This is a genomic window from Polynucleobacter sp. 31A-FELB (genome assembly GCF_018882405.1).
Lineage (GTDB): Bacteria > Pseudomonadota > Gammaproteobacteria > Burkholderiales > Burkholderiaceae > Polynucleobacter.
Window position 1 is genome coordinate 35,270 of sequence record NZ_JACVOO010000011.1, and the last position, 25,382, is coordinate 60,651.

Consider the following 25,382-nt stretch of genomic DNA (forward strand, 5'->3'; position numbering starts at 1 on the left):
TAACCCCTCCTATTTCATGAGTGCGCGAACATAGCTAGCACTTGCTTGATCTTTTTTGCTCCACTGGTATACCGCTACATACTGCTTTCCACCATCCAACACCTCATCACGCACTTTGCGAACTGCAGTCAAGCGCCCTTGCGCCAGCATAGAATTGACTGTGCTCACCAGCGTTTGATCAACGGTTTTTGCAATTCGCTTATTGGAGCCCTCCTGGGATTCAGATGATGGATTGGGCGAAGGGATTGTTTCAATTTGCTTCTTAGTTAGAGTCGTGGAACCGTCGACCGACTGAAACGACTTGCTTGAGTCATCATTGGCTATATCCAAGGCTTTACTCAGAATCTCCACTTTCTTATTGGAGCTCACACTTTGGCCATAGACAAACTTCACCAACTTATCCATGGCATCCGCCTCCGCAATGACTGTGTAGTTACCCTTCCATACTGGGGCTTGGCCGAAGACCTCAATACGATCAACATTTCCAAAGCTGGTGTAGAACACCTTAACCCCCTCGTCAGAAAAATCAACGCTGACCTTGGCGTCCTTGATGTTGCCCATCTCTTGAGTCTGTCCCGCAGCCTGATATTTAGATTGCTTGGCGTCACCAATAGATGAGCAAGCACCCAAGAAGAAGGCAGCAGTTACGGTAATTACAGCTTCAATAGTGCGTTGTGAAATACGATTCATGGCCTTTACTCCGGTAATGGTTAAATTTTTAGTGTTGATGCATTAATGGCGTTGAAGCTAATTACTTTTCAGCTTATGCGGCCAATAACAATATGGGGTGCACTTGATCGGGCAGGCCTCCAAGCTTGGCCAACTTCATTTTTGCTAAGGCGGCCACCTTCTCTGAAAAGAGCTCCGGGAAATCCAGCACAATTGCTTCAGCTGATAGATGAAGGTGGCGCGAGTTAGCAAGAATCTCTAGATTTTTACTGGGCTTAGCATCTGATGTGATGCGATGAATGGTTTCAATCACCCCATGACGCTTTAGCATTTGCTTAGTGCGAGTTAGCGGAATACGCTGCACATTGAGATAGCTAATACCCTGAGCAACTCGCTCCAATACTTCTGCTGGCGCATGGTCTGGGGCAATATCAGCTGGTTGGTATACGTACAACTGAAACTGCTCTGCAATCGAGCTAAAACCAAAGTCCTGCGCTGCTTTGATAATCTTTTTTAAATCCTTCTTATCAATCTCACCACGCTGAGCCTGAGTCAATAAGTTTCCAAAATTGTATTTACGAGCTTTCATTTTTATTAACTCCTTTTCATTTACCGAGCCATCAGAATATCAATTAGAAATGACAATATTTGTCACTTTGATAATTATTTGTAAAATAATTATCAAGCCCCATAAAGGCCACCAAGGCCTAAGCAGCAGCTAGAAAACCAATCTGACGCGAGTGGGAGGATTTTTTAACTCCGACTGCTTTAACCAACACTTGAAGCGCGTCATTAGCAGACTGGAGTTTAAGAAAACGATTTTGGCGACCTAATTGCTCGAAATCTCCCGGAGTTAAGTTACGTAATTCCTGAAAAGGAAGCTTCACACCCTCGGGGTCTGGGAGCTGCAATTTTTCGCAAGTTGCCATAAACATTTTCCAGGCTTGCTCTTGCTTCATGAAGTCAAACTTGAGGCTAATGTCAAAACGACGTAAGGCAGCCTCATCAAGGTTATCGAATAAATTTGTAGAGGCAATAAAAATACCTTTGAAGCTTTCCATTTGAGTCAGCATTTCATTCACCATGCTGATTTCCCAGCTTTGCTTCGCCTGAGTGCGTGCAATTAGGAAGGTATCAACCTCATCAAACTGCAGTAGTGCTTTTTGACGTTTAGCCATAGCAAATGCCCCTGCAATTTTTTGCTCGGTTTCGCCAACATGCGAGCCCAATAGATCTGAAGCCTTCAAAACAATATGGGTAATTCCCAGTTGGTCAGCCATCCACTTACCAAATGCAGTCTTACCCGTACCGGGAGGACCCCACGCACAAATACGAGCCTCACGAGTTTGTGCCACCCCATCTAATAGATTCTGAATATCTACTGTAGAGTTCACCATATCCGGCTTAAAGCCTAGTCCAAGCGATCCAGTATCAAAAGTTTGGACCTGAGACGCACCCTGGGCCTGTAGTTTGTCGTTAACCAGCATCAGCGCCAATTCGTTGCGCTCAATTGCTGTTTTATTTTCAGCCAGAGCCTTGACTACCTGAGCCGTCTTTGCGACCAGCGCAGGTGAAGTATTCTTATTTTTAGCGATATCCCCAATAATTTCTTTACCCAGCACTTCACCGCACATCTGAGTGAGCATATTGCGACGTTGTGCCTCATCTGGAATGGGCATCTCAAAACAAATATCAAAACGACGAATATAGGCCTGATCAAATGAACGTATTGAATTTGCCACCCAGATTGCCGGCAAAGAATTATTTTCTAGAGTCAGGTTAATCCAGGATTTTTGAGCCATGGTGGCCTCATCATCTGCTAACGGACGAGAGCGACCAGTCAAGACCTCTTCACACTCATCAAATAAAACGATCGTGCGACCCTGCTGAAACAGGGATTGCGCTGCACGATAGCTGCGCAAACGACGGATTGGGGTAACTGGATTTCCCGCTAAATTGGTAGCAGCCACCTCCATTAACTCACAACCAAGCTCTTTGCTAAGCAACTTAGAGAACTCGGTCTTACCAGTTCCTGGACGCCCATAAATGAGCACATTGACACCCGTTTTACCCTTGGAAATTGCATCCTCTAAATAGGTCTTGAGAGCTGATGCGCGCTCTGCAATATGGTCAAAGTCACCCATCTGCAATGAGCCGTCATCCACTGGGCGGACATAGGTTTTAATCAATTCACGCACATTACGCTGGTGCATTACTGCGCGCTTCGCAAACGTCCATGTTATTAAGTCTACGCGTGAGCGAACGCTCCCCTCCCCACGATGATCCAATGAAATGAGCCCAGTACGAATGAGGTTGGATTGTTCATCCAAAACTGTCTCTAATTCAGTACTTTTAATTCCAAGCATGGGCGCATAAATTTTCGGAATCGAAAATGCAGATACAGATTCCCCAATCAGATCGGTACACTCTTGCAAAATGACTTCACTATGAATCAAGATAGTCAGACCCAAAACCTGCTTATCTAGCTCGCTTAAATTCGCCATCTCCGCCAAAGCATTTAGGTTGCGTGCAAGATGCTTTGGCAAGGAGTAGGCCGCCCCCAGCTCTCCCTCCCAGACCGAAAGGATTGTCAGTAAATTAGCACGCAGCTCAGCTAAATCACGTTTTTTGGAATAATCCTCGAAGTTTTTGAAACCCAAAAAACTGTACAACTTCGTGCTGCAGAATGTATAGGATGACTTCAGATTATTTAAGGCGCTGGTATTAAGCAAGGTGCGCAATAGGACGACGCGTAACCATTGCGCATACTGGATATCCCCATCGATCAAATCCTCTATTTGTTCCTGCGCCATCTCATCAATGGATAGATATTTCTCTTTTTTTGCTTTTAGCAGGCGCTCTTGACGCAATGCAAGGTGCTCCGCAGCACTTGGCTTTTCATCCTCAAGCTCAGGCGAATTGGCATTCATCAGTTGATCAAAATCCATTTGTATTTCTCCATTAGTTGACTGTTTAAATCCCTTCCCAGGGAGCGATTCCGGGAAGGGGTGCTACACACAACAAACACTCACCTAATTTCTTTGGGGAAATACACAACGTTCCCGTCTCCAAACTCCATCTCTAGATTATTTTTGGCTTCAATGGCAGTAGTTGCCATGACTTCGATTTTTTCCAGATGGCATCCACCACCACGACGCACAGTTGCTTGAAACATTTTCATTTGAAAACCTTTCCAATTGATTGGGATAAATTGAATACTGCCATATATAAATGACATTATTTGTCACTTAAACTGATTACTTGAAAATACTTAATTACCCGAGAAAGGGCTTTGGAATCTATGAATTATTTGATTGATGTCCCAATCAAAACCTCTAGGAATGAGTGGCTTTACCCACGAGTGTGTACTTTATAAACACTCTTAGGCTCACTGAATGAGCCTATTGGAAACAATGGAAAGTTAATTAAGAGTAGTTAGCTAATGCTCTTTTTAGATCGTACTCAATCCGATCGCGAATGAGTTGAGGCTCTATTACCTTAACAAATGGGCCTAGACTGCGTAACCACCATACAAGCTCCTCTTGAAGCAACAGAGTGACAGTCACAAGCGACCAATTCTCTTTGGATTCATCCTCCAAAGGAGATTCGCCTTTTATTTTTTCCCATCGATCAATAATTGCGTAGCCTGCTGGGGAAATTACCTGGTCATGACCAATCGGGGTTTCATTTAATATCCCCGCCGTTCCAGAATCGACTAACAATTTCAGCCTAATTGGCTGACCATAGATGATTGGCTTTCCTTGCTTATCGTGCGATGCGTATTTAGGCTGTGCAATCCCGCGATCCAACTGTGCTTTAATTTCTGCACGTGAAGCTGGCTGAAATCGCTCTGGGGATATTCTTGCTGAATCAACTCTATTTAATAAATAAGATCGTAAATTAGGTTGCGTAGGTGATGTAATAAGCAAGTAGGTTCTAGCCCCCTTCTGTACTAGGGCTTGAGGGAATACTACCCCCCTCAGCTTACCGCTATAAACAATTTCTAGACTCTGCTCCTGTAGCAATGCCTCATGAATGACTTTTTCAACATCCTTGCGAATAGCTCTCTTTTTGAATGAAATCCAATCAGGGAGGCGCTCTATCTTATCCAGCCATTTCTTTGCCTTAAGTTCTGCCTGCCTGGGAGTTGCTGATGTTTTCTCAATTACTCTTTGTTTTGCCTCATCCATTGCTAAAGAAAAATAAGGATTCAATGTCTCACTGACGGTTGACGGCATCCAAGAGGTACCTAGCTTTTGCAGCATACCGAACGCAATCATCTCATTTTCCGAGAGACCCGCAAGCTTAAATGGCGCACCAGACTCGTCCCAAGAAACGCCCTTTCTAGTGGAAATAATTTTTTCTCTCTTCAGCGTATTAATTGCCCTACTTAAAATCTCAAGATCTCGTTGGACATAGCGCAAAAAAGAGGTTGGCGAGACTTGAATATCATGCCCAAGGCTATGGCGTTTATACAAACGCTCTGCTATCTCCTTCTTGCTAATGGAGCGACCTGCTGTTGGAATTGCTCTTAAAACATCCCAGCGTCGCTGAAGGACGCGAAGTGCCTCTTTCTCCTCCGGAACCTCTTGGGTGGGATCGAAATCCTCGGCTATCTTTTTCTTTGCCATATGCGCTACTCCGCTCTTCTATTTAATCTTGCAACTACCGATTTACCTGCAGCTAGATAACGCTCATATCGGTGCTCCTGGCCCTCATCGCAATACCCATCAGTTACCCGCTCATACCCAGGCCATGACTCACCCTCTGTTGCTAGATACAAATATCGTGGCAATTTCTTAGCCGCTTTATAGAGAAGGCAGTCACCATAAAAAGTTGCGAACTGAAACCCCCAAGGTCCATGATCTTGCAACACTACGATATTCGGATATACCTTTGCTTTTTGTAGGGCTCGATAAGCCTGAATACCTTCGGCCCTAAGGTAAATCAGGTGAAACTGGATCTCTGGAAAAAACGCGCGCAATCCAAAAAAGTTTTGATTCTCAAGCGCATATTCCTGCGCGTAATCAGGCGTAGATGCATAAAAGCTGTCATTTGGATTGGGGAAGAAATCTGAATACTGAAATGCGCCAAAATCTGCCGGTAATAGATCATTAACTAGCACTACATTAGTTGAATACAGACGCTTGACTCGATCAATAAGTTGCTCGATGACATCAGGTGTAATGTTGATGTCGACATAGATTGCAGTTGCGAGTGAATCAAAAGGGGCTTGTCCAGTAGCAGATCGACTTCTCAAGATCAAATCCAAGGGTCCCGTATCCGTATATGCGCCAGGATAATAAAGGCATGCTGATTCCACAGGATTACCCCAGCGATTACCGCCGGCTTCATGCAAATATTTGATAGGCAACATTTAATAGACTCTCATTTGCCATAGAAGGAGGTAATGTCAAATGCGATATCCTTCACCTCCCCTGATGGTAGTTTGATTGTGAGGATGTCGATCTCCACCGGATCGCCTCCTTTATTGGGGTTTCGGGTCGTTACTCTTTGGCGCAACAATTCCCACCCCACTCCAAATTCGCCATAAATTTGATCAATGTATTCATATTCAGCGCAAATTCCGGACTCGGTATCTAGCGCCTCAATCACAATCAATTCACAATTATTTACATTCAAAGGCATGAGCACTCTCTTGTCGGATACACATAAATATAGAGTCTAATCTGAATTAATGACAAAAAGTATCATTTATATTTGATTTAATAAGATCTACATAACGCCAATGGATAAATACCCATGAAATCAAATATCGGGACAAAGCCCTATACCCTGACCAAGTCCAAGGTAATTTCAGGGCTTCAATGCCATAAAAAGCTCTGGCTTGATACGAATAATCCGATTAAGCAAGAATTACATATTTTCTATATCGGGAATCGCTTTGGAGAATTTGCGCGCACCCATTACGGCACTGGAGTCGACTTAACAGGCAATCTGGATGCAACATCTGCCGCAGCAGAAACACAGGTCGCAATCAATAACCCCTTGATATCGATCATCTATGAGGCAGCCTTTTTGTATAACGACACTCTAGTGCGTGCCGATGTTCTGCGCCGAAACCCCGAGGGGTGGGAAATGATTGAGGTGAAGTCTTCCACAAGCCTAAAGGAGGAGCATATAAAGGATGCCTCCGTACAAGCCTATGTTGCAAAAGGCTCCGGCCTTAAGTTAAATAAAATTCAGATAGCTCATATCAACAATACCTTTGTATATCAAGGCAAAGGTGACTATGCAAAGCTGATTACCGAAGTTGATATTACTAGTGAGGTAACAAAGAAGATTGATTCAGTATCTCAATGGATTTCTGAGCTAAAGCCTTTCGCAACATTTGGTGCTGACATACCCGAAGTGGCCATGGGACCTCAATGCACTGAACCGTACAATTGCCCACACCAAAATCACTGTAGCGCCCCCCTTCCAAAATTAGCTGAAGTACCCATTTCCATTCTTCCCAACTCTGGCGCAGCTCTTGCAAAGAGTTGGGCGACTAAAAAAATATACGATCTTAGAGATCTTCCAGAAAGCGCACTTCCTAACCCTAAACATAAGATTATTCAACTGGCACATAAGTCTGGATCGACGTGGATCTCCCCCGAGATCAAATCTCAGGTAAATAATTTTGAGTGGCCCCGCTATTTCATGGATTTTGAAACTGCACAGCAAGGCGTTCCACTGCTGGCTGGCACCAAAGCCTATGACGCGCTTCCTTTTCAGTGGTCAATTCATCGCTGGGATAATTCCGATCAAATCCTCAATGTTGATGATGGCCTTGGCTATCTCAAGTTTTATGACCCCAATATGGATCGCGAGTTTCTTGAAACCCTCCTGAGTGCAGTTGGGACAAAGGGGCCCATCTTCGTTCATAACGCTTCATTTGAGCGCTCTAAACTTCGTGCCTTAGTAAAGCGCCCTACTTGTACGGATCTTCATGTCCCGGTTGAAGCGTTGATCGCTCGCATTATTGACACTCTAGATATTGCACGTGATGGCTTTTACTCACCAGTCATGATGGGGTCCTATTCCCTAAAGGACATCGTAAAGGCGATTCCTACGACAGTCGACTATTCGAGCTCAAACGGTTTAAGCGGCGGTGGTGATGCACAAATTGCCTGGTTTAAATGCACCGATCCGAGCATTTCTTCATCCGAGAAATTGGATTGGGAGAACAAGTTGAAACACTATTGCGCACAAGACACTTTAGCGATGTACGACTTTATTAAATATATTGCCGAAAGTTAAATGAAAAAGGATTGAGATTTTTTTGATCCCAATCCTTTCCAACCTATCACTGGGGAATTAAGAATCCGTGATTTCCTTATTCCCCCACCAGGCCTGCTGCTTTTTCTTTAGCGCTTCTGATGCGCCTTTTTGCTGATTTTTAATTTGCCTTACTGATACTTACGGCTGAATATTTGAGTATTGCTACGCTCGTTACGCTTGGTGCTTTTCAGTACTGCGCAGTAAGACAAGATCATGATGATTGCGAGTGAGATGCCGTTGAAGTTATTGATTAGTTCCATTTGATTTCTCCTGATGTGTATCTAAGTTAATTTGGTTTTGCTTTTTTTCTACTGCTGTTTTGCTGCTATGTATTCAGAATATGGGCTTAATAGCTCACGAAATGAGCTAGTAAAATTAGCTGCGTTATTTGTTGTTTTTTATTCATCTTTTTCATCGTTTTTTGCCTGTCATTTGCCTGTTATTTGCTAGCTCTTTAGCGCACTACTGGCAGCTCATCCCACTGCGTGGTGTAGTTTGGCGATCTATTGCCTGATCTCATTTGCCAGTCTTGCTTGGTTCCAGATGCTGCGGTTTTGATAGCGGCATTACCAAAGCGACTATTGATTGAGTCCATCGCTTTCATGAGTCCAGCAGACTTGCCTTTGACCTCAATGTCATCAAATAGTGATTGCTGCATGGTGGGCTTGTCAGCCAAGAGATTGAGAATGACGCCTGCTTTCTTGTACTTAAAGCCTGCCTTGTAGATTTGCTTTAGCCCCTTTAATGCAGCGCTTGTGAGGGTTAAGGTGTTATCACTCGGATCGCTCAGAACCACCGTGATGCTTTGATGGTGTTGTGGCTCAAATGGCTTATGTGGATTGGTTTGCACAAAAATAGTGAGTGCGCCCGTGACTGACTTTTGACTTCTGAGTTTCTCGGCGCCTCTTGCGGCATGCGTAGCAACAGATTCAGCCAACTCTTCCATTGAAGTTACCGGCTTACCAAAACTTCTTGAAAAAATAATCTGTTGTTTAGCTGGGGCCACTTCTTCGAGCTGCAGGCAAGATACGCCACGCAACTCGTAGCAAATACGTTCAATTACCACACCAAATTGTTGGCGCATCGCTTGTGGTGATATCTGTACCAAATCAAATACGCTATGGATCTTGAGCTCTTTGAGCTTCTTGGCAGTCTTGCCACCAATGCCCCATACCTCACCTACCGCCGTCTCTGCCATCCATTGGTAGAGCGCTTCTTTAGACATGGAGCTGATGTCACACACGCCAGCAAACTGAGGATGTTTTTTAGCTAGGTGATTAGCCAACTTAGCAAGGGTCTTGCTAGCGCCAATACCAACACATACAGGTAAGCCTGTTGTGTCTTTAACATCTTGCTTAATGATTTGACCTAAGCTAGTTGGGTCAGCATATTGCTTGAGCACTGTCTCGATTCGCAGAAAGCTCTCATCAATGCTGTAGACCTCGAGATTGGGCGTGAACTTTCTTAAGACTTCTACTACCCTGCCGCTCATATCACCATACAAGGTGTAGTTTGAGGAATAAGCTTGGATGCCATGTTGCTTAGCTAGATCTTTCATCTGAAACCAAGGTGTACCCATCTTCACGCCCAGCGCTTTAACTTCAGCGCTACGTGCTACTGCACAACCATCGTTATTGGATAACACTACCATTGGCACATCTTCTAACTTAGGGGCGAATACGCGCTCGCAAGATACGTAGAAGTTGTTCACATCCACGAGTGCGAAGAGTTGATTGGTTTGACCGGCTTGGTTCATACGGATCTCCCGTTTCTGCTGCTTGCGTGGCTGTACTTGCGCACTACTCCAACGACCACACCCCAGATTTGGAGTTCACTGTTCTCGTTAAAGGTAATGGGCTCGTAATTTGGGTTCTCTGGCTGGAGCTCGGTTTTGCCGCGCAATTGATACAGGCGCTTGATGGTGTACTCGTCATCTACTACGGCAACAACGATATCTTTATGTTTTGGCTTGAGGGCTTTATCGACCACCACCTTGTCGCCATCACAAATACCCGCACCCATCATCGAATCACCCTTAACGGTGAACATGAAGGTGGCTGGCTTGTTTTGCACGAGGTAGCTGTTTAAATCGAGACCTTCCTCTGCGTAATCCGCCGCTGGACTCGGAAATCCCGCTGAAATGCGGTGACTCAGGAGCTTGAACTCATAGGCGCCATGAGCAGCCAAGGCTTGTGGAGCCTGGCTTAAGGTCGCTTTTGGGGAGGTCATCTGAGTCGTCATAGGTATTAATATACTGTATGTTTATACAGTATATGTAAAAACCTTAAAAATGACGCTCTTTTTGTTGCTTTTGAGCTATTTGCTTAAATATTGAGCAATAAAAACCACCCGAAGGTGGTTGAGGCGATTAACAAAAAGCAAATGCCAGGATGGCTGGATCATCTAAGAATGCATTAGAGGTATAGATACTTGCCCGATACAGCCAAGCATACCCCACCTCGATGAACTCGATGACTCGCTCCATTAGCCGAGGTAATCCGCTTTACCAAGCTCAACACCGTTGTGACGCAAGATGTTGTAAGTCGTCGTGATATGGAAATAGAAGTTTGGAATGATCCAAGTCAATACGTATTGCTCACCTACGAACTCAAAGCTCCACTCTTTAATGGAGAACTTAATCTCTTTTGCTTCGGTGCCATCGATCTGCTCTGGCTTAATGCTATCCATAAAAGCGATTGTTTTGGCAATGCGCTCTTTTAATTGAGCAAGCGTACTTTCGGTATCGTCAAATTTAGGCGCTTCAACACTAGCCAAACGCGCCAAACCAAACTTCACTTGATCACAAGCAATCTGCACCTGCTTTGCTAGAGGAAACATATCCGGAAATAAGCGCGCCTCTACCAAGACCTTGCCATCGATTCCTTTTGCGGCTGCATGCTCTTCAGCCTTCGTCAAAATGGTAGTCAAGTTGACCAGCATTTTCTTTAACTGAGGAACCGATGCTTGGTACATGGAAATTGCCATAAATACTTTCTTATATAAATTACTGGATTGAGAGCGGATTAAACATCGCTCATGAAATCGCCACCACCACTGTCATCCCATGAACTAGCGCCACCATCATCCCAAGAGCTGGCATCACGTACGCCAAAGTTTGGATCTAAAGATGCTGGGCCACCAACCTGATTCAAGTTAGGGTTAGAGCCGGCATTGGAATGGCCGTTATCGTGACCACCCATAAGATTGCTTGCTAGCGCTTGACCAGCATACATACCGGCACCCAATGCAGCGCCAGTTGCAAGGCTACCCATCAAGCCACCACCCATACCGCCGGCTGGTGCTCCAGGGTAACCAGGGCCACCGGGATAGCCAGCTGGGCCACCTGGAGTTCCAGGATAACCAGCGCTTGGTGCGTTATAGACCTGCACTGCCTCAGCCTTACGACGTCTCATCACAATCATGACGCCAATTACCAAGATCGCAATCAGACCCCAAAAGAGTGGATTGCTAAAAATGGATGCCTGACTGGCAGCAGGTGCAACTTGAGTACTAGCTAATTGCATCTGAAGTTTTTGTACAGACTCAGGCTGAGCAAAAGGCAATCCAGGGGCTAAGTTTTGCGCTTTGATGAAATGGTTGCGCGCTGCTTCTAACTTACCTTCTTTAAGATAAAGCTCGGAAGCTACGTAATGTGCTTTAGCGCTATTAGGATGGTTTTGCAGAACCTCTTGCATCATGGCATCGGCTTTAGCCATCTGCCCAGATTGCACAGCTTGATATACCTCAGGCAAAGTTGCCTCGGCAAATGCTGCGTTGCTAGTTAACAGTAGCGCTGCCGCAAATACGCCAACGAATAAATTAATTACTTTACGAATTTTCATCAAGACTCCTTGTAGGATGTTTCGTGTGAATTTCATTATCCCTAGTTTGGGGATTTTTGCTATTCCCTACTTATATAGGGTCTTTAAGGGGAATTTCAAGGGGGTAAAGCTTGAAATTAGCTATCCTGGGCACATGAAAAGAATCATTAGACACAGCGCTGCAGAAGATGCGGCAATCACCAAAGCCGCAATGGAAGATCCAGACAATATGCCATTCACTGATGAGGAATGGGAGAAAGCCAGGTCCACAATGGTTCGCGGTTGCGGGAGCTTCATGAATCACAAAGCCAATCAAGCAATCGCCACAAAAACTAACACCCCCAAGCTTAAGTAATTTCTTTAACTTCACCCTTTGAGGAGATTAAAAAGGCCTTGTTTGGCTTATCCGGACGTATTCTGGCCAACTCTTGTTTATAGTTATTGAGCTGTGTACGGTATTTGTTGTGGGCTTCGCTACCTTCTTCAGGAATAGTGAGCTTGTAATCAAGAATAGCCAAGTGATCATCAAACTCTACTAGGCGATCCAAGCGGAAGCTTCTGCCATCCAGACTCACAACATCAATCTCATTCCAGGCTTGTATCCACTGATTTTGCGTGAGATATGGCTGGAGCTCTTTGGCATTAAGGACGGTATTCGCTTGATCTAAAGCTTTGTTTGCCAACTCATTGCTAATGCCAAGCCAGCGAGCTATTTGATCTGCGCTCATGGATTCCGGAGCTGCTGCCCCGGTTTGATGGGTGAGGTGCTCTAGTAGGCGGTGAAAATGCACGCCCTCTTCCAATATTTTGGAGTTATCTGGCGCGCCATAATCATCCTGGAAGACTTCAAGTGTCACACCACTTTCAATATCTTTGAGCAGCTGCTCATAACTCGCTATAGCGGCACCCCAAGAAACCTCAAAGTCATCCATCATGAAATTGCTTGAATTAACTGTCTTCTGACCTGTTGGAGTTGGAGCTTGGTTTTTTAGTGGTGCGGGTTGATCTTCAAGAATGTTTAATTGACCTAGCATCGCCCTGCCATACCAAGACTTCTCATCTAGGCCTATAGGATTTTTTGCGGTGGGTGCTTTTGCCACACCACTAATCCAAAGCCCCTGCTTTGCTCTAGTCATTGCAACGTACAGCAGATTCCAATTCTCATTCTTAGCTATGAGCAGTTCGCGTTCACGTACTTCGCTACGAGGATTGGTTAGGGTGGCCGAGGTGTACATCGACAAATGACTAGGACTTTCGCTCTCGGGCGGCCAGTCCAATAAGACGCCACGATGATCCGCCTTGCCTTCAGTATGGTTAGCGTCCAGCATGATCACAAATGGCGACTCCAAGCCTTTTGCCCCATGAATCGTCATCATACGAACGCGCTTGTTTTTATCTTCCTCAGATAACTCACTCTCTTCATCGAGCTCAACGAGATCCGCTTCCGCTTCAACATCACCCTCATCCGGGGTTTCATCATCATCGCCTCGGCGGATGGTGTTGATCTCCTCAATAAATCGACCCAAGCTTGGGTAACGGCCACCATCCTGATTGAGCGCCAACTCGAGGAAGGCGTCGAGATTTGCTAAGACTTGTGCGCGGGCAATCTCTTGAGAGGCGCTCGCATATTTAATACGTAAATCACTTTCTTGATAAATGCGATCGAGCAAGTCATGTACTGGCAGGCGCTCGCCTAGCATGCGCCAATGCTCTAAATAGCGTGCCGCCTGCATCAAGCCCGCATCCGGACTATCTTGCAAAGCATCCCACCAAGAGCGATATTGATTAGATGCCATTGACTTGCTGAGGGTCTGCATTTGGCTTTCGGTAAACGCAAAGATCGGGCTTCTCAACACCTGTGCGAGCGGCAAATCGTGGCGCGGCGTTACCAAGACAGTTAAGAGCGCAATGAGATCGTCAACCTCTAGAGTATTGAGTAATCCACCCAGTCTTGAACTCTCGAATGCTAAGCCTGCCTCACGCAGAGCGCGCTCAAATTGCGGAAGGTACTTGCGGCGTTTAACCAACAATAAGAAATCACTCTCCCTTGCCTTGCGCCAGACTTCTTTACCATTGATGCGATCAGCTACAGGGCGCGTCTCAATGAGGTTCTGTATTAATGCGCTGACCTGCTGCCCCTCAACATAGCGCTGAGTGACATCGGCAGTTTGTCTCGCATCCACAATCGCCTCTTCAAAGGCGTTACCAGCTCTTTGCTCCAACTCTTCGGCTTCGTATTTCACTAAAGGCAATAAATACGCTTCACCCTCATTTGAATATGGCGCATCTGCAATATTTTCTGATGGGGCTTTCCACAAGGTGTTTTGCACTGTAAATGGATATGACTCTGGCAATTGCTCAGTGCCAAAGATCTGATTTACTGCTTTGTTAATTTTTGGCGCATTACGGCGGGTAGTGTTTTGATTCAATGCAGCTGCATTCATTTCTTTTACCAAGAAGGCCTGCGCATCATTAAATAATCTCGGGTCAGCCCGACGGAATCGGTAAATCGATTGCTTCGGATCCCCTACGATAAAGACGGTGGGCTTAGATTCATCCTGACCATAACCCTCTAACCATGCTCGCAGAATTTGCCACTGCAAAGGATTGGTGTCCTGGAACTCATCCACCAAAATATGTTTGTACTTCGCGTCTAATCGAGACTGTAAATAGGCTGCATTAGCAGCGTCCGCCATTAACTGACTGACACCGATCTCTAGATCATCAAAGTCCCTCACACGCATAGACTCTTTAGTCATATTCACGTGATCCAACATTGCGGTACTCATTGCGAACCATGCTTCATTCAGAGCATAGGCTTCTTGCTCCTTTTTCCAGGCAACAAATTCTAAGAAAGCTGTTGCCCAAGCTTGCTTATAAGTGACATGCTCTAGTTCGAGATCTTGCTCGCCCTCTTTTTTGAGATATTTCTTGAGATCACCGGCAGCTTTGTCATTCGAGGTGCGATTGGTGTCGTCTTGAGTCAAAAATACGGATTGCAATATCGCTGCAATTTCCATCACATCCCCACCACTAGCCTTAAGGTTGATGGCGGTTTGAATAATCGGCGCATAGGCCATTTCTGTGGCGCTACTATTGCTAAAGCAGCGATGCAGAAACTCTAAATCCGCTTTAGCGTTGATGGCATTCCAAATATTATTGAGTGGATTGTCGATCTTCAGTCTGGGCAAATCAGCTTTGAGCTTCTCAATTGGGGTAGTGCCATGCGCTTTGCAAGCTTGCGAGAAAAATGTCCAAGCCCCTCTTTGCTTAAAGAGACTGTAATTGCTCATCAGGAACTTCTGAGTTTCACTTGCACCAAGTGCCTTTAACAAGGTGTCGTAATGCGCTTGAATACCTTCAGGTAAATTGCCCCACCAGTCATCCAAGCACTCGTCTTGCAAACGCTTTGCGTCTTCTCGCAAGCTAAAGCCAGGTTGTATGCCAGTTGAAATTGGCGCTGCACCTAAGAGCCTGCCAAACCAGCCATGGAAGGTGTCAATCACGATTCCCTGCGGGCTTGCCAGAACTTTGGCATAGAGGGATTTAGCGGTAGGTAGCAATGCCTTTGCCGCATCAGCACTCAGGCCGCGCTCAGTTAAATACCCAATCAGTTGCTCATCACTTGATTGAGAAAATTCCTCTAACAGGCGATAAAGGCGATCACGCATCTCTTGCGCTGCTTTACGAGTAAAAGTGAGCGCGAGGATTTCTTGAGGTTTTGCCCCTGCTAACAGCAAGCGGACCATGCGAGTAACTAACAGCCAAGTCTTGCCACTACCTGCGCAAGCAGACACGATCACTGAGCGATTGGGATCGCAAGCAATATCAACTGGGAACGTAGACTTACTCACCACATCCCCTTTCTGCAAATACCCCTAGCTTCGCAATACTGGCAAACGCTATCTGGTGCGAATGCTTTGAGCGGCTTTCCGGACCAGAGTGATTGCACATCTTCAGTGATTTGTTCAGAAAATTCTTGCATGAGTTCTGGCATTTCTGAAATAACGACAGAACGCTCAGCTTCATCCCCACCCTTTTTTACATCGGCCTTTAAAGCAACCCACTCGGCTGCATTGACAGCGCGCCCAGGGATCTTCTTGCTCTCATTAGAAGCTCTGGCATAGATCAATAACTGCGGATCATCTAGAACCACCTCGGATCGCCACTCAACTTTAGTGAGACTCTGGTTCTTATAGTCAATCACTGATGCAGCCTTAGGATCATGAATACTCACATCAAAGCGATCCGCATAACCCTCAATTCGAATATGGCGCTCATTTCCATCTACATCAGTGAATGGCAAATCAAAGCCGACTTTCACTTCAGCATCGTAGAACTGCCAACCTTGAGCCTCACGATCTAACTGCCACTGAATTAAACTTGGGATTTGTTTTTGCCAATCTCTTAAAACACCTAAGACTCTGGCATCACCTTCAATCAAGCGCTTGAAGACCTGCTCTGATATGAGTGTGAGTTGATCTTGCATCCAAGCGCGGCGTAGCTCTGGATCGGCGGTGATTGGTGAAGCGGACTTTTGCGCCTCGCTTTTCATAGCGTGATAGAAATTGCGCAAGATTTTATGGAGCGTTTGTCCAGCTAGCGAGGCATCAAAACCTTCTTCAAAACCTTTGAGCTTACGCAAGCCTAGTAAGCTGCGAACGTAATATCGATAAGGACAGTCACGCAATGCCTTGTAAGCACTTGGACTCATCGAGACTGGCATTGGCAGATCTGAATCTAATGTTGCGATCGCCATTTGTGATGGAGCCGCTGCACCACTACGAGGTGCAAATAGATTGGCGGCATTTTGCGCCTGCCAATTCGGTAAATCTATTTGGAGTCTCTGAATCCAGGCGGATGGTCTTAGCGGCTCCCCACTCTTGCTCTTACTTTGCCAAAGGAGATCAACACCGGGGAATGAGATGAGTAGTTGAGAGAGATCTCGCGCCTGCTGAATAAACTGCGCCTCAATGCTGGATCCACCCAAGAGTCGATTTAAAGCATCCGAGAAAAATAATGGCGGCTCAGAAAATGCAGGAAGTTGCTGTTCATCACAACCCACCATAACTACAGATTCAAATTCTCTAAAACGGGTGGAGCTCAATGGCAAGATGCTCAGGCTGGCTGCAGCACTCACACCCTTCTCTTCATACGAAGATTCTTCAATGACTGTTTTTAATAAGCTGAGCCATTCATTAAGGCGCATCGAAATTTGCTGATGCTCAACATCAAAATCAAATGTTTCCAGGAGTTCAAGCAATTGTTTGCCAGCAGAATCTTTTTCTAAGCCCTGAGTCATTCCCATTTGAATCAGGTCATCCATCAAATATTGATGGGCTAGAGCGCAATTAATTTTGATTCCACGCCAACGATTGAGGCGACCACGAATGGATTGCAGCAGTTCTAGCAAAAGCGGATTAGGTACAGCAGAGCCATGCGCGACCGATCCCTCGGTCGCCATATGAAAAGTTTCCCAGCCAGATTTAGCCTGGCTAGCAATCAAAATATCTTCGAGCTGTGCCACTAATCCATTTAAAGATTCTGCGTCACGCGTACTGTTGGAGTTAAGACACTTTCCAAGATCTAAGAATGGGTTTTGCAAAAACTCCAATAGATCAGCTGCACTCGGACCTTCGGACGGTGCACGCAATAATTCGAGCCAGCTATTGAGCGCTGCTGCTGCCCTTGTAGTCGATAGCTTCCAACCCGTTTCATCTTGTATCTTGAGAGATGGGCCTAGACGTGCCAGTAATGCACGCGCCCTTCTGGCAACGAGGCGATCTTGCGCTACTAGGGCGATATTGGTTTTGCCATCGATAAGTTGCTGCTCAATGGTTTTAGCTGTTGCCCATGCCAACTCTTCAAATCGCTTGGCGGCAATGAGGTGCCAATGCTCTGGATGGGTATTGCTGATATTAGCTTGGATGGTTTGCAACTTTTGCTCTTCAGGAATCTGAGGGCTTAATGCTTCCGCCCAAAGCGCTACTGATTCCCAGTTCATCGTCACTTCAACTGCTGGCGCGAACTGCGCATAGTCCGCTAAATATCCTTGAATAAGCTGCTTATCAATCGGAGTTGGGTCTGCAGTCTCCACCCAAATCAAAGGTCTTGTATTTGCCTGTGAAGTTTTCTTAGCAGCCTCAAGATGGGCGGCCATAGCAAATTGCTTTCTGAAGGCAGGATCACTTGGGCTGGTGATGAACCTCCAAAATGTCAGCAGCACTTGCGCCTCTTGATCCACTACTTTTCTTGCAAGTGCTGGATATGCCTGCCCAATGGTGCGATCCAATAATGGTTCAAGGGTTTCAATCCAAGATTGCGTATTTTGAGTAATGAGCTCTTCTTGATTTGAGATCAGCTGATGTAGCTCTTTTTGAAGGCTTGGCGCTATAGAGTTCGATAAGGTATCGCAGGCTGCGATGATGGCCTGAGCCAATCCCCATGAACCTGCCTCGGTTTCTGCTTTAAACCAGGATTGCAACTGCTTATGTTTGCGCAGAGTGGCATATACAGATAACCAACGCTCTAGATCGGTCTGCTTCTTGGGAAACTTCCAGGCGCCTGGTGCCGCTTCTAGCCAGTCGTTAAAACTCATGACTTGGGGCAGGAAGGCAATCTGATTTGGCAGATCTTTAGGCCGATACTTTTCCAGGGCAGCTCTCACCCCCATTAATGGGCCTGCAGTACTTAGCACCACTAAGGGGCGCTGGTTTGTTTGCTTTGCACAATTCCAGATACCCTCGGCGAGCGACTTCAGAGCACTGGCATTAGGCGCTATTGCCCAAGAATGTGGCTGCTTTTGCGCATTTAGGGTTGGGAATGGGTGCGGCATTGAAGGTGGTTCTGGGGCTGGTTTTTTAGTATTTAGGCAGAAAGTGTGGCTTATTGCTAATATAAGCGTTGTAGAGCAATAACTATATAAAACTAAATAAGACTAATTAAGGAATTTTCATGAGTGCCGGCATCAAATATGTAACTGACGCTTCTTTCGAGCAAGACGTTCTCAAGTCCGATAAACCTGTTCTCCTCGACTTCTGGGCTGAGTGGTGTGGTCCTTGCAAGATGATCGGACCCATCCTTGAAGAGCTGGCTGGTGAATACGGCGACAAGATCCAAATCGCTAAGATGAACGTGGATGAGAACCAAGGCGTTCCTGCCCAGTTCAATATTCGTGGCATTCCTACATTGATCCTCTTTAAGAACGGCACTGTTGCTGCTCAAAAAGTAGGCGCTTTGGCTAAATCCCAGTTGACTGCGTTTATTGATAGTCATCTGTAAATAGTCCTTGATCACAGGTTCACTGGGTGAGCCTGTGGTTTTCAGCGGTTTTTAGTGTAGTATCTATTTCAACGCACTTTCAGTGCCCCGATTTTCGGCAATATTCCCAGCAATTTTCCCTCCCCCTCTTTTTTAGCAAACTCCCCAAAATTCTGTTTTTCCAATCTGTCTGATGTCCATCTAGACAGCGATACCCCAAAACACATCTACATCCTTATTTACACCCGAGAACCACATGCAATTATCTGAACTCAAAGTACTCCACGTATCCGCTCTGCTTGAAATGGCAGCCAGCCTGGAGATTGAAAATACACAACGTATGCGCAAACAAGAGTTGATGTTTGCCATCCTCAAGAAGCGCGCCAAGGAAGGTGAATCCGTTTTCGGTGACGGTACTTTGGAAGTACTGCCTGACGGTTTTGGTTTCTTACGCTCCCCAGATGCCTCTTATATGGCTTCTCCGGACGATATTTATATTTCCCCTGCACAGATCCGCCGCTTTAACCTGCACACTGGTGACAGCGTTGAAGGCGAGGTTCGCACCCCTAAAGATGGCGAGCGCTACTTTGCATTGGTGAAGGTAGACAAGATCAACGGTTTGCCTCCTGAGGCTTTAAAGAACCGCATCATGTTCGAGAACTTAACGCCTTTGCACCCAAACCGCGTTGTTCAATTAGAACGTGACATCAAAGCTGAAGAGAATTTAACTGGCCGTATCATCGACATGATCTCCCCGATTGGCTATGGCCAGCGTGGCTTGATCGTGTCTTCACCTAAATCCGGTAAGACCGTAATGATGCAGCACATCGCGCATGCGATTTCTGCGAACAACCCAGATGCGATCTTGATCGTGCTGTTGGTTGATGAGCGTCCTGAAGAAGTTACTGAAATGCAGCGCTCTGTACGCGGTGAAGTCGTTGCCTCTACATTTGATGAGCCAGCTGTGCGTCACGTGCAAGTTGCCGAGATGGTGATTGAAAAGGCTAAGCGCTTAGTTGAGATGAAAAAAGATGTGATCATCTTGCTTGACTCGATTACCCGCCTGGCTCGCGCTTACAACACCGTCATCCCTTCATCTGGAAAAGTACTCTCCGGTGGTGTGGATGCAAACGCATTACAACGTCCAAAGCGCTTCTTCGGTGCCGCGCGTAACGTTGAAGAAGGTGGCTCACTCACCATCATCGCTACTGCCTTGATTGAGACTGGTAGCCGTATGGATGACCTTATCTACGAAGAGTTCAAAGGTACCGGCAATATGGAAGTGCACCTTGAGCGTCGTTTGGCTGAGCGTCGTGTTTACCCATCGATTAACCTCAACAAGTCTGGCACCCGCCGTGAAGAGTTGCTGGTTAAAGCTGAAAACCTCCAGAAAATCTGGGTTTTACGTAAATTATTGGCCGATATGGACGATATTGAGGCGATGAACTTTATCGTTGATAAGCTCAAATCCACCAAAAATAACGGTGAATTCTTCGATTTAATGCGTAAGGGCGGCTAATTTACGCTCTCAGAGACGGTAAAAGTGCGCTTTGTTGTTGATTTCATGGCATAATTTCGCCTTTACCGCTTTAATAATTTGCATTTAACTTGGGTAAGTATTTGGGTCTCTGGACTTAAACGGCTGCCTGCTAATAGGACTTAATAATGAAACCTGGCATTCACCCCGAATATCGTGAAATCGTCTTTGTAGACGTTTCTAATAACTTCAGCTTCAAGACTCGCTCCACTATGTCTACTAAAGAGACAATCAAGTGGGAAGACGGCAATGAATATCCATTGGCCAAGATCGAGACTTCATCTGAGTCACACCCTTTCTACACTGGTACCCAGAAGATTATGGATACTGCCGGTCGTGTTGAGAAATTCCGTCAGAAGTTCGGTACTAAAGCTGTTGCTAAAGCAACTGGCGATGGCGCTGCTAAAACAGCTGAGAAAAAAGCTGCTGCTGCAGAAGCTAAAGCTGCTGAAAAGCCAGCTAAGAAGAAGTAATAGGCTTACTCTACAAAGGGGCTGGGGTTTGGATATTCACTATTCACCCTCCCCTGCGAGATAATCAAGGCAGCGTTTGCTGCCTTTTTTATTGCTAGTTTTTTATGGTCAAACTCACCGCCGCCGCCACCACCTCCATCCCACGCATCATTATTTTTGCGTTGACTTTGGTCTATGGTTTTGCCGGCCTCTTTGCGCGCGATCCCTGGAAGAATGAAGATGCCATCGGATTTGGTGGCATGTGGACTTTGCAACATGGCAAAGCACTCGACTGGATTGTTCCGCATCTAGCTGGGCGCGACATCTCGCTTGGCTCACCCTTTCCTTATTGGCTAGGCGCCACCCTGATGGATCTATTTGGTCCATTGATTGGCGCAGCTAATGCTGCACGCCTTTACGCCGCAGTTTGCTTCTTCGCTTCTGCATTGGCTATTTGGTACGCGACTTATCTATTAGGTCGTCGTCAAGAAGTTCAACCGATGGTCTTAGCAGTTGGCGGTCAGCCTGGGCGTAAAAACTATGGCATGACTTTGGCTGACGGTGCACTATTGATTTTCTTGGCCTGCGTCGGTCTTGCACAACGCGCGCATGAGACTACGCCAATGATGGCCCAACTCATGGGCATCAGTATTGTTTTGTATGGCACAGTACGTGGCCTAGATAAACCCTGGCAAGGTGGCTTATGGACTGGCCTGGGCATTGCCATCGTTGCACTTTCGAGTAATCTCACACTCAGCCTCATCATTGTCAGCTCCACCATCATTGCAGTCATTGCTAGTAATGCGAAGTTGCGTTTTCGTTGGACTTTAACCAGCACGGTTTTAGGTCTAATTGGTTTTGCAATTTGGCCTGCGCTTTGGTATCTGGGCAACCTCACTCCAGAGTGGCGTCATATCGCCGAAGAAGGCTGGCGCAATATGCCGGAGATGCGCGCAACGCCTTCTATTGAATCCCTCGGATTTTTGAGCGTTAACTTCTGGGCTTATGCCTGGCCAGTATGGCCATTAGCCATCATCTCCCTCGCCCATTGGGGTCGAGTCAAAGCTGCGGGTCAATGGCGTGCACCACACCTTTGCATTCCGCTGAGCTTATTTATTGGTTGCTTGATTTATGTTCTGTTCAGACTGGAAGCCAATGAACATGACCTCATCATCTTGATCCCAAGTTTGTCGATCATTGCTGCATTTAGTTTGCCGATTCTCAAGCGTAGCCTGATTAGCTTCATCGATTGGTTTGCGATGTTTAGCTTCACCATGATTGCTTTGGCCATTTGGATTATTTGGTTAGCTAAAGTAACCGGCTATCCAGAATCTACTGCTGTCAATTTAGCAAGACTCTTGCCAGGCTTTCAGGCGCAGTTTGACTACTTTGGTTTTGTTGTTGCCCTCATCATTACCGGCATCTGGTTGGCCATCGTGCGCTGGAGAACTTCACGCGCTCCAAAAGAAATCTGGCGTTGCCTCATCATCTCTGCCTCTGGCACCACCTTGATGTGGGTATTGTTAATGACCTTGTGGTTACCAACAATTAATTATGCAAAGACCTATCGCTATGTATCCGATCGTCTGGTGCAAATTATTGCTAATACGCCAGGTTGTATTGATACCAGCAATCTTGGCCCTGCGCAGTTAGCTTCATTTAGCTACTTCACTAAATTGCCTTTGCGTGATGATCCTAGTTGCAATCTCATGCTGACTCATAGCTCTTTAGAAGCTAAGGCATACGCTAGCCTCAATAAAAAGAAAATTGAATTGCTTTGGGAAGATCGCCGAGCCTCTGATCGTGATGAGCGTCTACGTCTCTATCAAATTACCCCTGCTGGTAAAGAATAAAACGTGCTGCACTTTAAGTTATCGCGTTTGCGCGAGGATATCCCCTCCCTACTAAAACTCGCTGGCCCACTACTCATTGGTCAGCTCGCAGTAATTACCTTTGGCGTTTTAGATACCGCTATGACAGCGCGCTACTCCGCTGATGACTTGGCTGCTCTTGCGATGGCTTCTGCCATATTTATCAGCATTTATGTTGGCCTCACTGGCGTAATCTCCGCCCTCGCCCCAATTGCTGGCCAACTCTTTGGTGCCAAGCGTTTTGGTGAGATTGGCGAAGAAGTGCGTCAAGCAACCTGGCTAGCGGTGGGCCTCACCTTATTGGGTGGCGCCATTCTGCTCAATGCAGATCACCTTCTGCAAATCTCTCAAGTTACACCCGATATTGAAGGCAAGGCTAAGTTGTATCTCAATATTCTTGCCATTGGTTTACCTGCCAGCATGGCCATGCGTGTGCTCATGGCGCTACACAATGCCGTTTCCAGACCTGCAGTGATTACCGTAGTGCAACTGATTGGTTTGGGTTTAAAGCTACCGCTCAATCTTCTATTCATTTATGGCGGTCTTGGTATTGAAGGCATGGGTGGACCAGGTTGTGCTGTGGCCACCGTCATCATCAATTGGTTCTGGCTCATCATCACGCTGGGCTTTGTACTCTTTGATGGCTTCTATGGGCCATTTAAGATTTTTGCGCGTTTTAGCTGGCCTGACTGGCATCGTATCTGGACTTTACTGAAATTAGGTGCACCTATTGGCTTTAGCTATTTGATTGAAGTGACATCGTTTACTTTTATGTCGCTCTTCATTGCGCGCCTTGGCACCACCGCTTTAGCTGGCCATCAAATTGTGGCAAATATGGGGACGGTGATTTACATGGTGCCCTTATCCCTATCTATTGCAACGATGACATTGGTCTCTCAATCGATTGGAGCTAACAAGCAGGAACGTGCTGAAGAGATTGGTTGGTCATCGGTTTTCTTTACAACCATCTTGTGTGTTTCGATTGGTATTGCAGTATGGATTTTTAGAGTGCAGCTGCTAGATCTATATGACCCACCGGAAGAGGTGAAAGTATTTTCTATTCCACTATTTTTGTTTATCGCTTTTTATCAAGTGTTTGATGCCTTGCAAATTACTGCGGCATTTATTCTGCGCGCATACCGCATCGCTTTCTGGCCGATGGTGATTTATGCCGGCTCACTATGGGGCGTAGGCTTAGGCGGTGGCTACTTGATGGGATTCAATGTCTTTGGCAACACGCCAGAGTTTTTACAAGGCGCTAATGGCTTTTGGGCTGGTAACAGTATGAGCCTAGGATTAGCCGCACTGCTTTTGCTCTACCTCTTTAGAAAAACAGCGGCGCGTTTTGAGAAAACGCATCCGCCGGTTGAGGTTTAGTCGAGATTCAATTCCAGCAATACGAATTACTGAATCGGTTTAAATCCATTGGGTGACATTGATGGTTTGCCTTGTGGAATGTTGTATCCATTGTTATTGCCACCATTGCCACCAAAGTTTTGAGTTGGATAGCTAGGTACCTGATTGCCTTTGGAATACATGCACTGCTGATAGGCGATGTTATATTGCGCCTGCGCCTGATTTTGCTTGCCAGAGGAGTTCATGGCACCCATAGCGGCACCACCAAGTAAACCAATGCCTGCGCCAGTACCAATGTTCTGGCTACTTCCGCCCTGAATAACTGCGCCAGCTGCCGCTCCTAAAGCTGCACCAATGGCTGCACTAGTTGCACCCTCTTTAAGGGCTGCATTACTGGTGTCTTTAATCGCATTTGCAGCGAATTCACGGCATTGTTGATCTTCTTGTTGAAAGACTTCAAACGGCTTACCTTCACGCGGCATGATGGCGACGGTTGGGCCGGTTGGTGCAGAGACACAGGCAGCCAAAGAGCTGATGAGCGCCAATGTCAGTACGGTACGTTTCATATTGATTCCTTAAATCGGATAACTATTTAATTGTGGTTACGTTGGCGTGTCGATGCATTGCCGGATGGTGGCATTGCTGGCTGAGTCTGCCACCCAGATGCGCAACTTTGCACATAGGGAAAATATTGCCCACTCGCTTCACAGTAATACCAAACTGGAGGCTGCGGCTGAGAAGCTAAAACCATGGGTTGCTGTGGTGCCGCATAAGTAACTACTGGAGGACTTGCGTACACCACAGGTGGAGCATAGTAGCCAGCCGCATAGGGATAGCCATAGCCAGGGCCATAATACCCACCACGCCAACCTGGACCCCAGCCACCGCCCCAACTAGGGCCGTAAGCTGCTGGGCGCCAACCGCCACCATAGCCACCGCCGTAACCGCCCCCAACAGAGACAGCCCAGCCCACATTACCTGCTTGAGCCGCTACCGGAGCAAGGGTAAATAGGCCTACCGCTGCAAAGAGCGCCAGAACCGCTTTAGACATAACTGCTTTGTATTGCTTATGGCTTGTTTTCATAGTGGACCCCATTAATTGGTCGCCTCCTACTACCTTTAACGCTTCACC

23 protein-coding genes are annotated in these 25,382 nt (G+C 46.3%); 7 read left to right on the top strand and 16 right to left on the bottom strand.

Annotated features, from left to right (window positions below):
• Positions 1-9: 9 nt before the first annotated feature.
• The 7 genes from ICN30_RS07890 to ICN30_RS07920 all read right to left on the bottom strand — a co-directional run bounded on the left by ICN30_RS07890 (position 10) and on the right by ICN30_RS07920 (position 6,318).
• On the bottom strand, positions 10-690 hold the full coding sequence (locus tag ICN30_RS07890) for a hypothetical protein (protein ID WP_216274604.1): 681 nt from the start codon (positions 688-690) through the stop codon (positions 10-12).
• A gap of 73 nt (positions 691-763) precedes the next feature.
• On the bottom strand, positions 764-1,258 hold the full coding sequence (locus ICN30_RS07895; RefSeq protein WP_216274606.1) for a hypothetical protein: 495 nt from the start codon (positions 1,256-1,258) through the stop codon (positions 764-766).
• Positions 1,259-1,376: 118 nt separating this feature from the next.
• Entirely contained in the window at positions 1,377-3,617 is a 2,241-nt protein-coding gene (locus tag ICN30_RS07900) for an AAA family ATPase (RefSeq protein ID WP_216274608.1), read from the bottom strand.
• 80 nt (positions 3,618-3,697) lie between these two features.
• A complete protein-coding gene (locus ICN30_RS07905) occupies positions 3,698-3,850 on the bottom strand; it encodes a hypothetical protein (protein WP_216274610.1) in 153 nt (50 codons plus the stop codon).
• A gap of 244 nt (positions 3,851-4,094) precedes the next feature.
• Positions 4,095-5,300: a YafY family protein gene (locus tag ICN30_RS07910; protein ID WP_216274612.1), complete on the bottom strand. Its 1,206-nt coding sequence runs from the start codon at positions 5,298-5,300 to the stop codon at positions 4,095-4,097.
• 5 nt (positions 5,301-5,305) lie between these two features.
• The gene (locus ICN30_RS07915; RefSeq protein ID WP_216274613.1) at positions 5,306-6,046 is read right to left on the bottom strand and encodes a hypothetical protein; all 741 of its coding nucleotides are present in this window, start codon (positions 6,044-6,046) and stop codon (positions 5,306-5,308) included.
• Positions 6,047-6,057: 11 nt separating this feature from the next.
• Complete coding sequence (locus tag ICN30_RS07920; protein WP_216274615.1) at positions 6,058-6,318, bottom strand: hypothetical protein; 261 nt, start codon at positions 6,316-6,318, stop codon at positions 6,058-6,060.
• A 114-nt stretch (positions 6,319-6,432) separates the two neighbouring features.
• Between ICN30_RS07920 and ICN30_RS07925 the strand changes: the two genes are divergently transcribed.
• Complete coding sequence (locus ICN30_RS07925; RefSeq protein ID WP_216274617.1) at positions 6,433-7,932, top strand: DUF2779 domain-containing protein; 1,500 nt, start codon at positions 6,433-6,435, stop codon at positions 7,930-7,932.
• A 149-nt stretch (positions 7,933-8,081) separates the two neighbouring features.
• On the opposite strand, the gene ICN30_RS11655 is transcribed toward ICN30_RS07925, so the two are convergent.
• The 5 genes from ICN30_RS11655 to ICN30_RS07945 all read right to left on the bottom strand — a co-directional run bounded on the left by ICN30_RS11655 (position 8,082) and on the right by ICN30_RS07945 (position 11,795).
• Positions 8,082-8,213 (bottom strand): hypothetical protein, encoded by a 132-nt coding sequence (locus ICN30_RS11655; RefSeq protein WP_255533170.1) that lies wholly within the window; start codon positions 8,211-8,213, stop codon positions 8,082-8,084.
• Positions 8,214-8,407: 194 nt separating this feature from the next.
• Positions 8,408-9,709, bottom strand: coding sequence for a Y-family DNA polymerase (locus ICN30_RS07930; protein WP_216274620.1), 1,302 nt, complete (start codon positions 9,707-9,709; stop codon positions 8,408-8,410).
• A complete protein-coding gene (locus ICN30_RS07935; protein WP_216274622.1) occupies positions 9,706-10,194 on the bottom strand; it encodes a LexA family transcriptional regulator in 489 nt (162 codons plus the stop codon). Before ICN30_RS07935 ends, ICN30_RS07930 begins: the two co-directional genes overlap by 4 nt.
• 243 nt (positions 10,195-10,437) lie before the next feature.
• On the bottom strand, positions 10,438-10,938 hold the full coding sequence (locus ICN30_RS07940) for a DUF1993 family protein (protein ID WP_216274624.1): 501 nt from the start codon (positions 10,936-10,938) through the stop codon (positions 10,438-10,440).
• A gap of 38 nt (positions 10,939-10,976) precedes the next feature.
• On the bottom strand, positions 10,977-11,795 hold the full coding sequence (locus tag ICN30_RS07945; RefSeq protein ID WP_216274626.1) for a tetratricopeptide repeat protein: 819 nt from the start codon (positions 11,793-11,795) through the stop codon (positions 10,977-10,979).
• Between the two features lie 133 nt (positions 11,796-11,928).
• Here ICN30_RS07945 and ICN30_RS07950 point away from each other — a divergent pair, with 133 nt between their 5' ends.
• The gene (locus ICN30_RS07950) at positions 11,929-12,129 is read left to right on the top strand and encodes a hypothetical protein (protein WP_216274628.1); all 201 of its coding nucleotides are present in this window, start codon (positions 11,929-11,931) and stop codon (positions 12,127-12,129) included.
• On the opposite strand, the gene ICN30_RS07955 is transcribed toward ICN30_RS07950, so the two are convergent.
• Positions 12,122-15,628: a UvrD-helicase domain-containing protein gene (locus ICN30_RS07955; protein WP_370626615.1), complete on the bottom strand. Its 3,507-nt coding sequence runs from the start codon at positions 15,626-15,628 to the stop codon at positions 12,122-12,124. The two genes, ICN30_RS07950 and ICN30_RS07955, sit on opposite strands and share 8 nt — an antisense overlap.
• Positions 15,625-18,609 carry a PD-(D/E)XK nuclease family protein gene (locus ICN30_RS07960; RefSeq protein WP_216274631.1) on the bottom strand — a complete coding sequence of 995 codons (2,985 nt, stop codon included), beginning with the start codon at positions 18,607-18,609 and terminating at the stop codon, positions 15,625-15,627. Before ICN30_RS07960 ends, ICN30_RS07955 begins: the two co-directional genes overlap by 4 nt.
• A gap of 119 nt (positions 18,610-18,728) precedes the next feature.
• Between ICN30_RS07960 and trxA the strand changes: the two genes are divergently transcribed.
• From trxA to ICN30_RS07985, 5 genes are all read left to right on the top strand, one after another.
• Positions 18,729-19,055, top strand: a complete 327-nt coding sequence (gene trxA / locus ICN30_RS07965) for a thioredoxin TrxA (protein WP_062309025.1) — start codon at positions 18,729-18,731, stop codon at positions 19,053-19,055.
• 235 nt (positions 19,056-19,290) lie between these two features.
• A complete protein-coding gene (gene rho, locus ICN30_RS07970; RefSeq protein ID WP_015421283.1) occupies positions 19,291-20,553 on the top strand; it encodes a transcription termination factor Rho in 1,263 nt (420 codons plus the stop codon).
• A 146-nt stretch (positions 20,554-20,699) separates the two neighbouring features.
• Positions 20,700-21,044, top strand: a complete 345-nt coding sequence (locus tag ICN30_RS07975; protein ID WP_015421284.1) for a type B 50S ribosomal protein L31 — start codon at positions 20,700-20,702, stop codon at positions 21,042-21,044.
• Between the two features lie 104 nt (positions 21,045-21,148).
• Positions 21,149-22,876: a glycosyltransferase family 39 protein gene (locus tag ICN30_RS07980; RefSeq protein ID WP_216274633.1), complete on the top strand. Its 1,728-nt coding sequence runs from the start codon at positions 21,149-21,151 to the stop codon at positions 22,874-22,876.
• A 3-nt stretch (positions 22,877-22,879) separates the two neighbouring features.
• Positions 22,880-24,271 (top strand): MATE family efflux transporter, encoded by a 1,392-nt coding sequence (locus ICN30_RS07985; RefSeq protein ID WP_216274635.1) that lies wholly within the window; start codon positions 22,880-22,882, stop codon positions 24,269-24,271.
• A 26-nt stretch (positions 24,272-24,297) separates the two neighbouring features.
• Here the strand turns inward: ICN30_RS07985 and ICN30_RS07990 are convergent, their stop codons facing one another.
• Both ICN30_RS07990 and ICN30_RS07995 read right to left on the bottom strand, forming a co-directional pair.
• Entirely contained in the window at positions 24,298-24,816 is a 519-nt protein-coding gene (locus ICN30_RS07990) for a glycine zipper family protein (RefSeq protein WP_216274638.1), read from the bottom strand.
• Between the two features lie 26 nt (positions 24,817-24,842).
• The gene (locus ICN30_RS07995) at positions 24,843-25,334 is read right to left on the bottom strand and encodes a hypothetical protein (protein ID WP_216274640.1); all 492 of its coding nucleotides are present in this window, start codon (positions 25,332-25,334) and stop codon (positions 24,843-24,845) included.
• Positions 25,335-25,382 lie beyond the last annotated feature (48 nt).